We start from the raw sequence: 15,200 nt of genomic DNA, 5'->3' as shown, positions 1-15,200 counted from the left end.
AGGTTAACCCATAGGAGAATGAGTGAAGTTTCGGGTAGACTGTAGTCAGAAGGTTAGCGAAGAAGATAAGTACTTAGAAGTTAAAATTAGACGTTAATCGTTAAAGGAGTTGTACGTATGGAGATATGTTCTGTCAAACAGATCAGTAAAATTTATAAAGGGATTGTATCCTATGAAGCCTTGTCAGGGATTGATCTTAGTATCCAAGAGGGAGAGTTTGTGGGTATTATGGGGCCGTCCGGTAGTGGCAAAACAACATTGCTGAACATGATTTCAACCATTGATCATCCGACATCAGGAGAATTGCGAATTGCGGGTCAGAATCCATTTGATCTGGGAGCAGATCAGCTGGCTTTGTTCCGGCGTAGAGAATTAGGCTTTGTCTTTCAATCCTTCAACCTGCTTAACACACTGACGGTGAAGGAAAATATCGTGCTCCCATTAACACTAGACGGTATTTCCGTTCGGGAGATGAATGCGCGAGTTGTGGAGCTTGCTAACAAATTAGGCATTGAAGGCATTTTAAACAAACGCACGTATGAAATATCGGGCGGACAGGCACAGCGGACAGCGATCGCTCGAGCGTTAATCCATTCTCCCAAGCTGATTCTGGCGGATGAGCCGACGGGTAATCTGGATTCCAAGGCTGCCAAGGATGTGATGGAGATTCTTGAACAGCGCAATCGAGAGGATCAGGCGACGATGTTGCTCGTAACCCACGATGCTGTGGCAGCTAGTTACTGTAGCCGAGTGGTCTTCATTAAGGATGGTCAGTTATATAACGAAATTCATTACGGTGATAACCGCGCGGCCTTCTATCAAAAGATTATAAACGTATTATCCCTGATGGGAGGCTCTGGACATGAATTTTCGCCAGTTCGCCATTAATAACGTTGTTCGAAACAAACGAATTTATCTGGCTCATTTTCTAAGCAGTACGTTCTCGGTTATGATCTTTTTTATCTATGCGTTGCTGCTGTTCCACCCGGATTTACAAGATGGTTTGAAAGGTTCTTCCCAGACGGTGACGGTGCTTGCCAACCAAGGCCTGATGATTGCTGAAATCATCATTTTCATATTCTCTTTCCTGTTTCTGCTGTATTCGGTCGGTTCATTTCTGAAGACTCGGAAGAAGGAGTTTGGTATCTTCCTGATCATCGGCATGACTCGTAAGCAGATGAACCGACTTTTATTTATGGAAAATATGTGTATCGGCGTAGCTTCCATCGTGGCGGGGATAGGACTTGGACTGATCTTCGGTAAATTAGTTTTGCTCATTTGCGGTTCCATGCTTGCGGTGGAGAACAGTCTGAGATTTTATTTTCCGCTCAAAGGCATTCTGCTGACAGCCGGAGCGTTTCTGGTGCTTTTTGTGGTGATTGCTCTGTCTTCCTCATTGCTTATTCGTAAGGGAACGTTGATTGAGCTCGTGAAGTCAGAGGAAAAACCAAAACCTGAACCTAAGGCATCCCCGCTGCTCTCGCTGCTCTCGGTTGTACTGATTGGTGGAGGGTATACAGGTGTATTTATCTTCGCGTGGGGATCATATATTTTCCCTTTATTGTTTGGCAGTGTGCTCAGCGTAATTGCAGGTACGTATCTTCTGTTCACTCAGCTGAGTGTATATGTCATTCGGGCATTGAAAAAGAAAGAAGGATTGTTTTACCGCAAGACCAATCTGCTCTTTCTGTCCGAGCTTACCTATCGCATGAAAGATAACGCCGTGATGTTTTTTATGGTCAGTGTTATCTCGGCTTCTGCGTTTACGGGCATTGGCAGCATGCTGACTATAGGTGATCCAAGGCTGTCTTCCATGACGAATCCATATGCTTTTACGTATACAAATTCAGGCTTTACGGATTCTGCGGTCGTTGATCGTCAGATCCAAAAAATTGAAGAGACGCTGGTTAATCGCGAAGTTCCATATGTAAAAGGTAGTTACCAGCCTCTCTATGAGAACAATAACAACTACATCGTAAAACTGAGTTCATATAACCGTCTTGCCAAAGCACTTGGTTATGAAGAACGGGCGCTGGATCGCAATGATCTGGCGTTTAATACAGCACCCAATATTACTGCACGCAATAAACTGTTAGATACGAAAAAGGACAGTTACCCATACTCCGCTGACTTGTATGTTGGTGAACAGCAGCATTTACAAATGCAGATGTTGCCACCGGCAACCGATATCGTGATTCCGATGGAGGGTGAGGCGGGCGTCTACGTTGTTTCTGATGACCTGTATTCCAAGATTCGAGAAGCATACATTGCAGAGATTAAGATGGATGTTGATTTTTACTCTGATCAGACGACATTTTTTGTGGTAAAAGACTGGATGTCGACACGCAGTTTTGCTTCGGAATTGCTGGATACGATTGAGAAAGACCGTCCGGAGAAGGGATATGTTGATTTCAATTCTCTAGTCGTAGACTGGCTGAATAATAAACAAACCAATGGCATCATTCTCATCGTAAGCGGATTGATCGGTATTGTGTTTTTCACCTTCGCGGCGAGCTTCACCTATTTCAGGCTGTATGCAGATCTGGAGCGAGATGAGGCACAGTATCGCATGATTGGTAAAATGGGACTTAGCCGCCCGGAGCTACGCAAAATTGTAACAAGACAGCTCGTGCTGATGTTTTTCCTGCCGCTTCTCGTGGCTTTGATTCACAGTACAGTTGCATTTACGGCGCTGTATCAGATGGTTCAGTTTTCGATTCTAGATCATAGCCTTGGCGTATTTATGGTGTTTGTCACGATGCAACTTATCTTCTTTGCCATAGTACGCTGGCGCTATCTGCGTCATATGTATTCGAAGCTCGTGTAAATTAGCAGTGCACCTTATACATTTCACTGCATTTTATCAGCCTTGGCCTGTAGGTCAGGGTTTTCTTTTTTAGTTAAGAAAGATTTAAGATAGAGGAATTAGCAGGAATGAAGGGATTTGATATATAGTAAATATTAATATATAGAGAAAAGAATAATTCAAAGCTGAAGAACGGCGATAAATCTATTGTTTAAAGGTAATGCATTTGTCCGGTTCAGCATTGCACTGGCCCTGATTTTGGTTAATATCTATTTATTATCCTGTGTGAGCACGCCTAGAGGGCAGAAATGTAACTGTGCGTAAACCGTGGTAGAATAGAAGGGATAACATCCATACTTAGAACAACAAAAAAAGATCATAAGGAGAGGAACTTATGTCTGAAATCATTGAAAAAACTGTAACCGAAGCGGAATATATTGCACCTCCAGCGATTCAGCTTGGAACCATTCATATTTCTAACGATGTCGTGTCCAAAATTGTGGGCATGGCCGCGCAAACCACTCCAGGAGTGTCTTCCATGTCTGTTGGGCTGACGGAAGGTCTCGCCAAGAGCATCAGCGGTAAAAGTCTGCAAAAAGGAATTGACGTTCATATTCAGAATGATGAAGCGTCCATTCAATTGCGCATTAATGTGCAATATGGCCGCAAGATGCACGAGGTCTGCCAGGAACTGCAACATAACGTACAGCAAGCGGTGGAGCAGATGGCAGGCGTAATCGTGAAAGAAGTTAAAGTGCAGGTTGTCGGCATTGCCATGCCTGAGAACGTGTAAATCGTATAATTTTTTTAATAGGTAAGCACCTTCCTAAGATGGGTTCATGGGGAAGGTGCTGTTTTGTGTTTGCGATAGAAGGTGGGAGCTTCACCCAGCACTTTTTTGAACATTTTGGAGAAAAGAAGTTGGTCTGTATATCCGACGGAACGGGCAATATCCCCGATACTCAGGCTAAGATCGAGCGTCAGCTCGGCTGCTCTGCGCATACGATAATGGACGAGATAAGATTGAATGCTGCTTCCGATCTGATCTTTGAAGAGTGAACACAGATAACTTCGCTGCAAGCCGATGTGGGAGGCGATGGACTGCACTGTAATGGCGTTGGCATAGTTCATCTCGATAAAATCAATCACTTGGGTTACATATGTTTCTTTGCCGTATTCTGCAGTGGGCTGAACGTTCTCGTCATGCGAATGATCAATCAGAATGGCAAAAAACTGATAGAGCCATCCGGTCATACTAATCTCCCAGCCTTTATAAGCCGTGCGAGAATGGATTATGCGGTGCAGACATGAGCGCATCTCATCGTCTTCGTCACCGAGATCAAAGATGGGTTGTTGTTCCGATAAAGAGGCTTGTTGTAAAAAGGAAGCACTATGCGTGCCCTGAAATGCAACCCAGCTATACTCCCATGGATCATCTTGATCAGCTTTATAATGTACCACGGAATGTGGCACGATCAGGAAGCCTTGCCCCTTACGTAGTTGATAAGTCTTCCCTGCAACTTCAAACGTGCCTTTGCCGTTCAGGACATAATGGATTTTATAGTAATCCCTCATTGCTGGGCCGAAGTGGTGCCCGGGCGTGCAGGCTTCAGTACCATAATGAAGGAGCTGCAACTCCTGAAAATGCGTGTTTTTGAACATATACGTAATCATTACGTCCACTCCTGTGAGAATCAATTGATTCTTGCATTTTAACATATATAGAATTGTAATTGGTACTTAAATTGAAGTATAAGTTTAGCTATAACGATCATTTTTACATATCAATGTAGTGATAAACCATATCGTTTATGCAGAAAAGTGACTAAGATAAAAGAGTATTAACGGCTGGGCTTAACCTACTTTACAGAAAAGAGTGAATTCACGATGCCTTATATTGCAAATGAACAACGTTATGATGATATGAGCTATTCTCGCTCAGGCAAATCGGGAATTAAGCTTCCACAGATTGCACTGGGATTATGGCAGAATTTTGGCGGCAATCGCACGCTGGATATTCAGGAAGAAATGATTTTACGCGCGTTCGATCTCGGTATTAACCATTTTGATCTGGCGAATAACTATGGGCCACCTCCAGGGTCAGCAGAAGAGAACTTTGGCGTGATCTACCACAAACATCTGCGTCCTTACCGGGATGAGCTGCTGATCTCTTCTAAGGCAGGGTACCATATGTGGAGCGGCCCTTACGGCGAGTGGGGTTCCCGTAAAAATTTGATTGCCAGTCTCGACCAGAGCTTGAGCCGAATGGGACTGGACTATGTAGACATTTTCTATCATCATCGTCCAGATCCAGACACGCCACTGGAAGAAACGATGACAGCGCTGGATCACATCGTAAGGCAAGGTAAGGCGTTATATGTGGGCTTGTCCAACTACAATGCACAACAGACGCAGGAAGCAGTGACGATTCTGCGCGGGCTCGGAACACCTTGTCTTGTTCACCAGCCGAATTATTCCATGCTGAATCGCTGGATTGAAGAGGGTCTGCAAGATGTGCTGGACGAGCAGGGTGTAGGTTCTATCGCGTTTTGCCCACTCGGTCGAGGTCAGTTGACGAACAAATACGTGGACAAAATTAAAGCGGAACGGGCCAATCCTACAGGTAATTTGAAAAAGGAATCCTATACCGACGAACGTATCGCGAAATTTGAAGCGCTACAAGCCGTGGCAGAACGAAGAGGACAGACGATTTCACAACTTGCACTCAACTGGGTATTACGTGGTAACCGTGTAACGTCCGCATTGATCGGAGCCAGCCGAGTATCGCAGATTGAAGAAAATGTTGCTGCACTCAAGGCTCCTGAATTAACAGCCGCAGACCTGAGTGAGATCGATACGATTTTGGACGGCATCGGAAATATTCCTTGGTAAACGTCTTATATAGGTAATGTTTTATATTGAGTACCTTTTCTCTCTATAGAGAAGGGGTACTTTTTATGTTCAGAAGGGAAGAACTGGCGTATCGAGTGGCTTAAGGTTTATACTGGAATGATTCGTTATTAGGTTATCAAATGAGCAAGAAAGGGAGATGCATCATGGAGTTTTATCGATTTGATCAAGAAAGTGACCTTTAAATAATCACGAATAGAATGAGAAAGTCGCGTTCTTATGATAAAAAGGTTGCTGTTCATAGTACCTGGTCTTAGGATTTGATGTATAATATAAAGACGTTATATAAATGAACTATTTTTTACACATAAACGGAGAGGACAGAAAAAACCTGGAGAAGCGAAGCTAAAGCTTTCTGTAAGAAAGCTACATCGTAAGCATAAGCTTGCATTTATCACCGGATATTCCCTTTAGAAAAGGGAATCAAAAAAATCTGGGGATAACAGCGATTGGAAGGTTATTCTGTCATCGGAGTGTCTGTGTAAACCTGTTCAATTTATATATATTTGAATGATAAAGGAGAGGCTCCATTTGAATTTTGAACAGTGGATTGCGCCTGAAAACTATAACCTGACATCCGAGATGGAGAATCACCCGTCAGACCGGATTGCACTTAGATGGCTCAGCGATCAGCAAGAAGTAGAAGAGATTACGTACGGTGATTTGTTAAAACAGGCGAACCGTCTGGCTGGAGGACTGCGTGAACTTGGTTTGGCGAAAGGAGATCGGGTGCTGGTCATGGTACCACGCCGGATTATCGCTTATGTGATATATATTGCATGTCTGAAACTTGGCATTGCTGTGATTCCATCTTCGGAGATGCTACGTGCGAAAGATTTGGAATACCGTCTGCGGCATTCATCGGCGAAGGCAGTCATTGTATGGTCTGAGACCACATCAGAAGTGGAGAAAATGGATTCCGACCTGCCAGCACTTGCCCATCGTATCGTTGCATCACCTAACGAAGACCATACTATTCCTGGAGAAGGCTGGGTTAACGTACATCAATTGATGCAGAATCAGCCGGATGAAATGGCTGCTGTTCAGACGCACCGTGATGATATGGCCATTCTTGCGTATACTTCGGGCACGACGGGTAATCCAAAGGGCGTTGTACATAGCCACGGTTGGGGTTATGCACATCTGCGGATTGCATCCACGTTATGGCTGGATATTCAGCCGACGGATACGGTGTGGGCAACAGCAGCACCTGGATGGCAAAAATGGATCTGGAGCCCGTTCCTGTCGGTACTCGGAAGAGGGGCAACAGGTTTGGTATACAACGGCTCATTCCAGCCAAAGCGTTACCTGGAGTTGATGCAGGCGCATCAGATTAACGTGCTCTGCTGTACACCGACGGAATACCGCCTGATGGCAAAAACGGATGATCTCGGACATTATGATTTATCCCATCTTCGTAGCGCTGTATCGGCGGGAGAACCGCTGAATCAGGAAGTCATTGAAATCTTCCAGCGCCATTTCGATCTCACCATCCGCGATGGTTACGGACAGACGGAAAGCACGCTGTTAATTGGCAGTTTGAAGGATGCGCCTGTGCGCATAGGTTCGATGGGTCAGTCCATTACCCCGGGATTGATCGAGATTATCGGTGAAGATGGACAACCTCTACCTGCTGGGGAGGTTGGAGATATTGCTGTGCATCAAGACATGCCAGCGCTGTTCCGTGCTTATTATCAGGACGAGGGTCGCAAGGAAGCGAACCAGCGCGGGGAATATTTTGTCACAGGTGACCGGGCAAGCAAAGACGAAGAAGGGTACTTCTGGTTTGAAGGCCGCAGTGATGATATTATCATCAGTTCGGGATATACCATTGGGCCGTTTGAGGTGGAAGAAGCGCTCATGAAACATGCGAGTGTGAAAGAGTGTGCTGTCGTTGCAAGTCCGGATGAAATTCGGGGTAACATTGTCAAAGCCTTTGTTGTGCTCCGAGACCCTTCCCAGGCTTCATCGGAACTCGCTCATGAACTGCAAAGACATGTGAAGGAATGGACAGCACCTTACAAATATCCACGCAAAATTGAATTTGTAACGGATCTACCCAAGACCAACTCAGGTAAAATTCGCCGCATTGAACTCCGTGAACAGGAAAAACGCAACGGTTAGTTTGCGGACTGTGTATAGAGCGATGTAGAGGCTAAAAATGAAATAACATTTTTGATTGATGAAGTTTGAGAATACAGCAATTTGAAATCTTACCGAAGCAGGAGTGAACCCAACATGAGCTCGTTTGAACAATCTTTTGCAACATCATTGGAACAATACGCTGAACTGGTCATCAAGGTTGGTGTGAATATCCAGAAGGGACAAGACCTACTGGTAACAGCACCGATTGAAACATTGGAGTTTACACGTCTAATCGCCCAAAAAGCATACGCAGCCGGAGCCAACTATGTACAAGTCGATTTTGAGGACGATAAAATTACACGTAGCCGGTTTGAGCATGGCTCGGATGATAGCTTTGACTATTATCCGAAGTGGAAAGGCGACATGATGGAACGGTTCGCCGAAGCTGGAGGAGCAACACTGACGATTAAAGTTCCTGACCCAGACTTGTACAACGGAATCGAAGCGACCAAAGTATCCCGTGCAACCAAAGCGGCAGCAGAGGCACGCAAAGGATATTCCAAATATACACGTAACCATGACATCAGCTGGTGTCTGATCAAAGCGCCAACCAAAGCTTGGGCCAATAAAGTGTTTGCCGACATTCCTGAGGAAGATCGCATCAACGTGATGTGGGATACCATCTTCAAGATGAATCGTGTGGACGGCGGAGATGCTGTACAGAACTGGAAAGAGCATATTGAGACGTTGAACAAAATGAGTGAGTTACTCAATCAGAAAAATTATAAGAGTTTGCACTATCGTGCACCAGGTACGGATCTGAAAATTGAACTGGTAGACAACCACATCTGGGGCGGTGGCGGCAGTGAAAACAAACAAGGGGTCTACACCGTCGCGAATATGCCGACAGAAGAGGTATTTACGATGCCGAAGCGCAGCGGTGTGAACGGTTATGTTAGTAGCACGATGCCGCTGAATCTGAACGGACAGCTGGTAGATCAGATGCGAATTACATTTAAAGATGGTCAGGTTGTTGCGTATACAGCGGCTTCTGGCGAAGAGCATCTGAAGAACCTGTTTGCGACAGACGAGGGGGCTCGTTACTTGGGAGAAGTGGCGCTCGTGCCGCATGATTCGCCAATCTCGAATCTGAATCGTATTTTCTATAATACGGGCATTGATGAGAATGCATCCTGTCATCTGGCTGTCGGAAGTGCGTATCCGTTCAACATGAAGGGTGGCACATCGATGTCGAATGAAGAACTGTTGAAACATGAATGCAATGTAAGCCTGACACATGTCGATTTCATGATTGGTTCTGCGGAACTGGACATCGACGGGGAGTTACAGGACGGTACGATTGAGCCGGTATTCCGCAAAGGAAACTGGGCATTTTAATATGAAATGCATAGTCTGTTAACGATGAAAGTATAAGTGCAATTCTAGTGTAGTCAAATCAATAACAGATGCAACGTAGAAAAGTGACTTCAATGGAAGTCACTTTTCTGTTTATATTCAGTCATTAGGGAGCATATAAGACTAAGTCTGGGATAAAACATGTAAAGTGTAAATTACCTTAATCTGTTGTTAGAGGAATACATAGCTCGCATAAATGTTGAGCCAGCAGTTGAGGACGATATCTTTCGAAAACAGGTTTGGTATCCATACGATAGCCCTGCAATTGTAATTGCGAGATTATTTCATTCCAAGCTTTCTGAATATCCTCAGCCGTATGTGGAATCGTGATTATGAGGTAGTTTCCACCCTGGAAGCTTCCTAAGCTAATGTTGAGATGAGGTTCTTTTTCAAGTTTAAAATCATCCCTAATTACAATGCACGCATCGTATCTACAATGCTCCGGAGGTGTTGATTCAGGATTATCTTGAGGAATACCATACAGAACGGCGTCTTCTTTCAGTAGTTCTTTCTGCGCGGCCCATTGTTTCAGCTTTTCCATTGTCTGGATGTTCGAGGGGCCATAAGGTCCAGTTTGACGTACATAAGCAATACTGACGGGGGCAAGATGTTCTAGACACATGTTTTTCTTTTCCATAATCATTATCTCCTTTTTCAATATATTGCTTACTTGAAGTATGCTAACATGTTATAAAAAAAAATACATAATATTTTTCGGCAAATTTGATATAACATTGATTCAGTAGAGGACTCAGCACAGAAATGATAGTCTGGTAGCATTGTAAACCACCCAAAGAACTCATAAAATAGGCATGATACGACATTTACATAGTGAACGTGTGAAATTGACTAGGGAGGAGAATGGATGATGAATATGGATGGAATGGATATTACAAACGCCTTTACAGATGAACTTTTCAAGCAATACATATTAGCGAATTATTGTGATCAACGGGGTTATATTCGGGCACAGGATGTGAGTGAAGTGGAGACCCTGGAGCTTCCCAGAGTAGGTATGAAAAATCTTCAAGGCATTGAATATTTCACGGAACTCAAGGTGCTCGATTGCACATATAATGCGTTGATCAGTCTGAATGTTGAACATAATCTGAAGTTGAGAACGTTATTATGCAGAGAAAATCAAATTGTTGAGCTGAAGTTGAACTCCAATACAGAGCTTGACACATTAGATTGTAGCTTTAATTGTTTGCGTAAACTGGAACTTTCGCAGAATCATAAGCTGATAACGATTGAATGTAACTGGAATTTGCTCTCTGAACTGAAAGTAGGGCATCTAAAGCAATTGCAAAGACTCGCATGCAGCTACAACACACTTTTCTCACTGGATATGGTAAGTAATGAGCACCTAACTTATTTGGATTGTTCGAGCAATGATCTTATTGAGCTTGATGTCACTGGCTGTCCTGCTTTACTGGAGCTTCGCTGTCATCACAATCAACTTAAAAGTCTGGATCTCCGTTCCAATTACCGTCTGGAAAGTGTGCGTTGTTTCAATAATCATATTCGTGAACTGGATTTACGTAATAATACCGAACTTGTGGAACTATATTGTTCTGAAAATAAGTTAAAATCACTTGACGTAAGCTGTAATTCCAAGATGGAGCGCATGCAGTACGGTGATAATCTCATCATTGAACCGGATCATGAAGTCCCAGGCATGGGTACATTTCAATATGATAATGAAACGACGATATATCATATGAATTTGCAGGAGGAAGGAAGAGAACTGCGAGTTACGGCACAAATTTCAACGAAGGCCGGTATGGATGCATTGTCCGCTTCTTTCGAAGCTGCTTGGGAACAATGGCATGTCCTGCGAGAACGGGCGCTTCATATGATTGGTAACGCTCATCCAGACGAGGATGTAAATACTTTGGCGCTGGCAGATGTAGAATTTCAAGCAGATGGCATTTTAAAGTTGGGATTTGATGCTGGCGATACGCCAGCCGGGCAGCTCTATATCTATGCGGAATTCGATAGCGATCTCCAGATCTCGGATGAGTTAATATATGAAACGTATTGAAACAACGGAATGTTAAGAAGGCTATTAAGGCAGTCAGTAACTTGATTAAGTTCTACACACGAAAAAGCCACGAAGTCGAAGTCGTGGCTTTTAAAGCACTTTTATTTTAGGAAAAAGATCGGATAACAGTTATTCGGCATTCATTTTATTAAAGCTAACATATTCATGAATGGGTTTACGATACCCGCGTGGACGTTGTTTGGATTCTGATTTTTTGCCAATGGTAATCATCATCGCAGTTACATAATGATCCGGAATGTTAAGACTTTGCTGCAGTTCCTCAGCGTTAAATCCAATCATCGGACAAGTATCCCAGCCACGATCCTGAGCGATCAGCATGAATTGCATCGCTGACAGGCTGGCGTTACGGATGGCATCCTCACGTTGGAAAAATCTGCCGCGAGTTTCGTAGAATTCGATAACACTTTGTGATTCCTGCTCGTATTGAAAAGGCGTGAGTGCGCCTAAGTTAAGCAGTCCTTCGTTAATCGTGCGAATATGATGATGAGCATTGACATCCCCTAACACGATAATGACCGCAGAAGCTGTTTTCACTTTATACTGCTGAGAAGCCTGATATACTTTCTCTTTCTGAGCTTCATCGGTCAATACAAGATAATGAGTGTGTTGCAGGTTAAACGCGGATGGCGCAAATTTGTTCAAAGCAAACATTTCTTCCAGTTCGGACTCTGAAATTTCAATTCCCTCTTCAAAAATAACAGCAGATCTTCGGTTTTTAATCAATTGGTCCAGTTCGCTCATGTTGTTTACCTCACTTATGTATAGTTTGCTTGCTTATAAAGTGAATATAACATACTTAATTACTTTATGTAAGTATTATTTTTGAATAAGACAAGATATGCTCGCCATACGCTAGTAGAAAACAGCAGAGGTGAGTCATGAGATCATTCATCCTCAGATTAAAATCAGCTTGGCGGCATCGTGAGTTCCAGGTTTATGTCTTTGAATCCTCTGCCCTTAAAAAGTTTGTGGTGGTGGAGATCATACTGGGTTACATTGTATACAAAACAGCCTTTTATCTGAGCCACAACGATTTACTGGCAGGGGCAAGTTCCTGGGCGGGTACCGAAGGTGTAAAACGGTTGCCTGTTTTGATTCGGCGTATTGCTGGAGTCTAAAAAATGTTGAATAGTTGATCTGTAACCGTGTGGGATACGTGACTGCAATCAAGAACACTTTCTCAGAATACATTGGTGCACAGATGCTTTCCTGGAACTATAGCTATCTTGTAATTTATATGGAGAAGGGGCGAGTGTGCCCCGTTCTCCAGGTATCGATCTGCAAATGAAGAGGTTGAGTTACTAAGCTGCTTGCCGACCGAGAGCTTATTTTGCACGTTCCAAATATTGCTCCAAAGTTAATTTTTGGCTAGTAATCTCGCCAGCAATGTAGACACCAACATAACGGACATGCCAAGGCTCATATGAATATCCGGTTAACTTCTCTTGATCTTTGCCATAACGGATAATAAAACCGTATTTGTGGGCATTGGCTTTCAGCCATTTGCCTTCTTTGGTGTTGCCAAAACTTTGCTGAAGATCATAACCTGCCGAAGCGCTGGAAATGTCCATGGCGAGTCCGGTTTGATGTTCGCTCTGTCCTGGACGAGCACTTGTTTTGTTAGCAACAGCTTCGCCTTTGATGCTGGCATTACGGTCAAAGATTGCTTTCTGCGTAGCATATGAACGGTAGCCCGAAACGGCTTTGATATCGATACCGTCTTTTTTTGCGGCGGCAAACAATTTCTCCATTGCTGACGCTGCGACTTTACGCATCTGTTTCTTCGGACTTGAGCCGGAGAAGCTGAATGGGATATTAGGAACGACCAGATCTTTCGGCTCGTAAGTGGATGGTAAGTTTCTTTTTTTATTCACAAGCACAACGGTGCTGGATAGATTAGTCACGGTAGCAACGCCTTTGCTAGATGTCGTAATGGTACGGCTTGGAGCATTATCTTTCAGAAATTGAGAGAAGGTTGAGCTTGCTGCAGAGGCAACCGGGTTAAAGATTTGGTTGATTGGAAGTGTAGTAAACGCTGTGCTTGCAAGCACTGAGCCAACCAGAAGTGTCGATATGATGGATTTGCGAGTAAGTGATGACATGATGGGAATTCCTCCTTGGAATATATTAATCTATAAACCAAGTATACTGGAGGATTATGTCCATAGGTTCTCCAAATGTTTCCGACTTGTAAACAAAGTTTGCTAGAATCTATTTTATTGGAAAATTAGATGAAAGTTCGAATATCGCATATTTCAGGATGAAGGTCCTAGAAAATCGGTTGCTACCGGGCAAAAGAAGCTGGAAGGAGAAATGTAAACGGTGGGGGAGTAAGGAAAAAGATGAAAGTGAGTAAAGACATAAAGAACTTAAAGAGCACAAAGTAAAGAGCATAAAGGGAATAAACAGGGAGGGCCAAGTTATTCATCAGTAAATTCAAGGCACAAGCAAGTAAAACAATTTAAGCGAGTAACTCCAGGCTTTTATCAAGCAAGCTGTAAAAAATCTAACGATCACCAGAGTGCTTATTCTACGAAAAAAGCCCATTTTTATAATCAAATACTGCTTTCAGGTTAAATAACGTTACTGGTGATCGTTAGATTTTCAATTTACTATTTTGGAGCTAAATAAGGTTCCTCATGATCATTAGAAGTTGCTCAAAGCATCTGGTGCTTGAGAAAGCTGGAAAAATCATCTTTGCATGCTTTCCCTACAAGGGTGGTAATACGCTGCGTACCTGCTGTTTAGGATAGTGTACAAGCGTTTTCAGCACTAGGTGTACCTACAGCGGCAGCGCGTGCATCACGAAGCCGGAGGTTACTACTGATTACACCAGAGTCGCTGCTGAGGGTAAATGCGGGATAGTTTTCTTGTGCATCCAGTTTCATGCTTGATTCCAGGTTAAGCTGGTGTTTGGGATCCACGTAGAATGGAACAAAGTTGGTTTCAATCTGCTCATCCAGCGCACCCAGTTCATCAACAATCAGTAACACGATAACACCGTTACATCCGCAACCTTCCATATCGTAAAATACTTTGAAATAACCCGGTTGATCATTCAAACTTGTTGTTAAACGTTGTGCTGCCAGATCTGTAATTTGCATATGCATTTCGCTTCACTCCTCTATATATTGACATCGTCATAAATGGTTAAGGAACATTCAGCCTGTAATGCCATTATACCACTTTGTCGAAAATTAAATCATTCATTTTCTTGACTGATCAGTCTGGAAAGTGTAAGATGTGTTTAACGAAGAGGAGGTGGGGACACCAGTTGGGAAGAGCGAAAGAGTTTGACACAGAACAAGTATTACGAAAAGCGACTTCTGTTTTTGGCGCTTATGGTTATGAAGGGACCTCGTTAACGGTATTACTTAATGAACTCGGCATTGCCCGGCAAAGCCTCTATGACACCTACGGAACAAAACATGATTTGTTTGTCTCTGCTCTGAAATTTTATGTGCAGCAGAAAACAGAAGCATCGACACAACTGTTAGAACAAAGCGGCAGTGTACGTGAGGGTATGCAACAATTGTTTGAAGAGGTGGTGAACGTGTTAGCCGATCCGGATCGGCGCAACGAATGTTTTATCATTAACAGCGCGATAGAACAGGCACCTCAGCAACATGAGATCGCTGCATTTATACAGGCGAATAATCGCTGGATGGAGAACGTATTTTACACAGCACTTTTACGAGGGTGCAATACGGGAGAGTTACAGTTACAAGAAGAAGAACTGCATCGTATCGCACGGTTTCTTAACTATTCAAGGCTTTCGTTCACATATACGGCGAAGAGTGGTGCTAGTGAGGAAGAAATGCGGGAACTTGTGCAAACGACTTTGAAGGTTTTGGATTAAACGTTTTATAAATGAACGCCTTAAGCGTTTATTTTTTTATCCATTCTAGACTGGTCAGT

14 protein-coding genes are annotated in these 15,200 nt (G+C 43.5%); 9 read left to right on the top strand and 5 right to left on the bottom strand.

Annotation, left to right across the window (positions count from 1 at the left end; genetic code table 11):
• Positions 1–117: 117 nt before the first annotated feature.
• The 3 genes from J2T16_RS04995 (at position 118) to J2T16_RS04985 (ending at position 3,599) form a co-directional block, all read left to right on the top strand.
• The gene (locus J2T16_RS04995) at positions 118–888 is read left to right on the top strand and encodes an ABC transporter ATP-binding protein (RefSeq protein ID WP_090923984.1); all 771 of its coding nucleotides are present in this window, start codon (positions 118–120) and stop codon (positions 886–888) included.
• Entirely contained in the window at positions 863–2,827 is a 1,965-nt protein-coding gene (locus tag J2T16_RS04990; RefSeq protein ID WP_336122568.1) for an FtsX-like permease family protein, read from the top strand. The genes J2T16_RS04995 and J2T16_RS04990 overlap by 26 nt, the downstream gene beginning before the upstream one ends.
• A 373-nt stretch (positions 2,828–3,200) precedes the next feature.
• On the top strand, positions 3,201–3,599 hold the full coding sequence (locus J2T16_RS04985; protein WP_090923986.1) for an Asp23/Gls24 family envelope stress response protein: 399 nt from the start codon (positions 3,201–3,203) through the stop codon (positions 3,597–3,599).
• A 44-nt stretch (positions 3,600–3,643) separates the two neighbouring features.
• Here J2T16_RS04985 and J2T16_RS04980 read toward each other — a convergent pair whose 3' ends face one another.
• The gene (locus tag J2T16_RS04980; protein ID WP_336122569.1) at positions 3,644–4,480 is read right to left on the bottom strand and encodes an AraC family transcriptional regulator; all 837 of its coding nucleotides are present in this window, start codon (positions 4,478–4,480) and stop codon (positions 3,644–3,646) included.
• Positions 4,481–4,693: 213 nt separating this feature from the next.
• Here J2T16_RS04980 and J2T16_RS04975 point away from each other — a divergent pair, with 213 nt between their 5' ends.
• The 3 genes from J2T16_RS04975 to J2T16_RS04965 all read left to right on the top strand — a co-directional run bounded on the left by J2T16_RS04975 (position 4,694) and on the right by J2T16_RS04965 (position 9,199).
• Entirely contained in the window at positions 4,694–5,698 is a 1,005-nt protein-coding gene (locus tag J2T16_RS04975; protein WP_336122570.1) for an aldo/keto reductase, read from the top strand.
• 600 nt (positions 5,699–6,298) lie between these two features.
• Positions 6,299–7,840 (top strand): acetate--CoA ligase, encoded by a 1,542-nt coding sequence (locus J2T16_RS04970; RefSeq protein WP_434349242.1) that lies wholly within the window; start codon positions 6,299–6,301, stop codon positions 7,838–7,840.
• 114 nt (positions 7,841–7,954) lie between these two features.
• Positions 7,955–9,199: an aminopeptidase gene (locus J2T16_RS04965; RefSeq protein WP_336122572.1), complete on the top strand. Its 1,245-nt coding sequence runs from the start codon at positions 7,955–7,957 to the stop codon at positions 9,197–9,199.
• Positions 9,200–9,377: 178 nt separating this feature from the next.
• Here the strand turns inward: J2T16_RS04965 and J2T16_RS04960 are convergent, their stop codons facing one another.
• The gene (locus tag J2T16_RS04960; RefSeq protein ID WP_260511151.1) at positions 9,378–9,854 is read right to left on the bottom strand and encodes an AraC family transcriptional regulator; all 477 of its coding nucleotides are present in this window, start codon (positions 9,852–9,854) and stop codon (positions 9,378–9,380) included.
• 228 nt (positions 9,855–10,082) lie between these two features.
• Here J2T16_RS04960 and J2T16_RS04955 point away from each other — a divergent pair, with 228 nt between their 5' ends.
• The gene (locus J2T16_RS04955) at positions 10,083–11,261 is read left to right on the top strand and encodes a leucine-rich repeat domain-containing protein (RefSeq protein WP_499017877.1); all 1,179 of its coding nucleotides are present in this window, start codon (positions 10,083–10,085) and stop codon (positions 11,259–11,261) included.
• A gap of 129 nt (positions 11,262–11,390) precedes the next feature.
• On the opposite strand, the gene J2T16_RS04950 is transcribed toward J2T16_RS04955, so the two are convergent.
• Positions 11,391–12,023 carry a nitroreductase family protein gene (locus J2T16_RS04950; RefSeq protein ID WP_339838571.1) on the bottom strand — a complete coding sequence of 211 codons (633 nt, stop codon included), beginning with the start codon at positions 12,021–12,023 and terminating at the stop codon, positions 11,391–11,393.
• A gap of 137 nt (positions 12,024–12,160) precedes the next feature.
• Between J2T16_RS04950 and J2T16_RS04945 the strand changes: the two genes are divergently transcribed.
• Positions 12,161–12,400 (top strand): hypothetical protein, encoded by a 240-nt coding sequence (locus J2T16_RS04945; RefSeq protein ID WP_154889456.1) that lies wholly within the window; start codon positions 12,161–12,163, stop codon positions 12,398–12,400.
• A 207-nt stretch (positions 12,401–12,607) separates the two neighbouring features.
• Here the strand turns inward: J2T16_RS04945 and J2T16_RS04940 are convergent, their stop codons facing one another.
• Positions 12,608–13,384, bottom strand: a complete 777-nt coding sequence (locus tag J2T16_RS04940) for a M15 family metallopeptidase (RefSeq protein ID WP_499017876.1) — start codon at positions 13,382–13,384, stop codon at positions 12,608–12,610.
• 642 nt (positions 13,385–14,026) lie between these two features.
• A complete protein-coding gene (locus tag J2T16_RS04935; RefSeq protein ID WP_499017875.1) occupies positions 14,027–14,392 on the bottom strand; it encodes an iron-sulfur cluster biosynthesis family protein in 366 nt (121 codons plus the stop codon).
• Positions 14,393–14,556: 164 nt separating this feature from the next.
• Here J2T16_RS04935 and J2T16_RS04930 point away from each other — a divergent pair, with 164 nt between their 5' ends.
• Positions 14,557–15,141, top strand: a complete 585-nt coding sequence (locus tag J2T16_RS04930) for a TetR/AcrR family transcriptional regulator (RefSeq protein WP_154958734.1) — start codon at positions 14,557–14,559, stop codon at positions 15,139–15,141.
• Positions 15,142–15,200 lie beyond the last annotated feature (59 nt).

It is taken from the genome of Paenibacillus intestini (genome assembly GCF_030803945.1).
GTDB lineage: Bacteria > Bacillota > Bacilli > Paenibacillales > Paenibacillaceae > Paenibacillus > Paenibacillus polysaccharolyticus.
Note: the sequence above shows the minus strand (reverse complement) of the source record. Positions and strands in the feature narration are given on the sequence as shown.

Excerpts from the sequence above, each read along its gene's own strand:
- J2T16_RS04990 (WP_336122568.1), top strand. The coding sequence starts at position 863 with ATGAATTTTCGCCAGTTCGCCATTAATAACGTTGTTCGAAACAAACGA.
- J2T16_RS04965 (WP_336122572.1), top strand. The coding sequence starts at position 7,955 with ATGAGCTCGTTTGAACAATCTTTTGCAACATCATTGGAACAATACGCT.
- J2T16_RS04955 (WP_499017877.1), top strand. The coding sequence starts at position 10,083 with ATGATGAATATGGATGGAATGGATATTACAAACGCCTTTACAGATGAA.
- J2T16_RS04975 (WP_336122570.1), top strand. The coding sequence starts at position 4,694 with ATGCCTTATATTGCAAATGAACAACGTTATGATGATATGAGCTATTCT.
- J2T16_RS04985 (WP_090923986.1), top strand. The coding sequence starts at position 3,201 with ATGTCTGAAATCATTGAAAAAACTGTAACCGAAGCGGAATATATTGCA.
- J2T16_RS04935 (WP_499017875.1), bottom strand. The coding sequence starts at position 14,392 with ATGCATATGCAAATTACAGATCTGGCAGCACAACGTTTAACAACAAGT.
- J2T16_RS04995 (WP_090923984.1), top strand. The coding sequence starts at position 118 with ATGGAGATATGTTCTGTCAAACAGATCAGTAAAATTTATAAAGGGATT.
- J2T16_RS04970 (WP_434349242.1), top strand. The coding sequence starts at position 6,299 with ATGGAGAATCACCCGTCAGACCGGATTGCACTTAGATGGCTCAGCGAT.
- J2T16_RS04960 (WP_260511151.1), bottom strand. The coding sequence starts at position 9,854 with ATGGAAAAGAAAAACATGTGTCTAGAACATCTTGCCCCCGTCAGTATT.
- J2T16_RS04945 (WP_154889456.1), top strand. The coding sequence starts at position 12,161 with ATGAGATCATTCATCCTCAGATTAAAATCAGCTTGGCGGCATCGTGAG.
- J2T16_RS04940 (WP_499017876.1), bottom strand. The coding sequence starts at position 13,384 with ATGTCATCACTTACTCGCAAATCCATCATATCGACACTTCTGGTTGGC.
- J2T16_RS04950 (WP_339838571.1), bottom strand. The coding sequence starts at position 12,023 with ATGAGCGAACTGGACCAATTGATTAAAAACCGAAGATCTGCTGTTATT.
- J2T16_RS04980 (WP_336122569.1), bottom strand. The coding sequence starts at position 4,480 with ATGATTACGTATATGTTCAAAAACACGCATTTTCAGGAGTTGCAGCTC.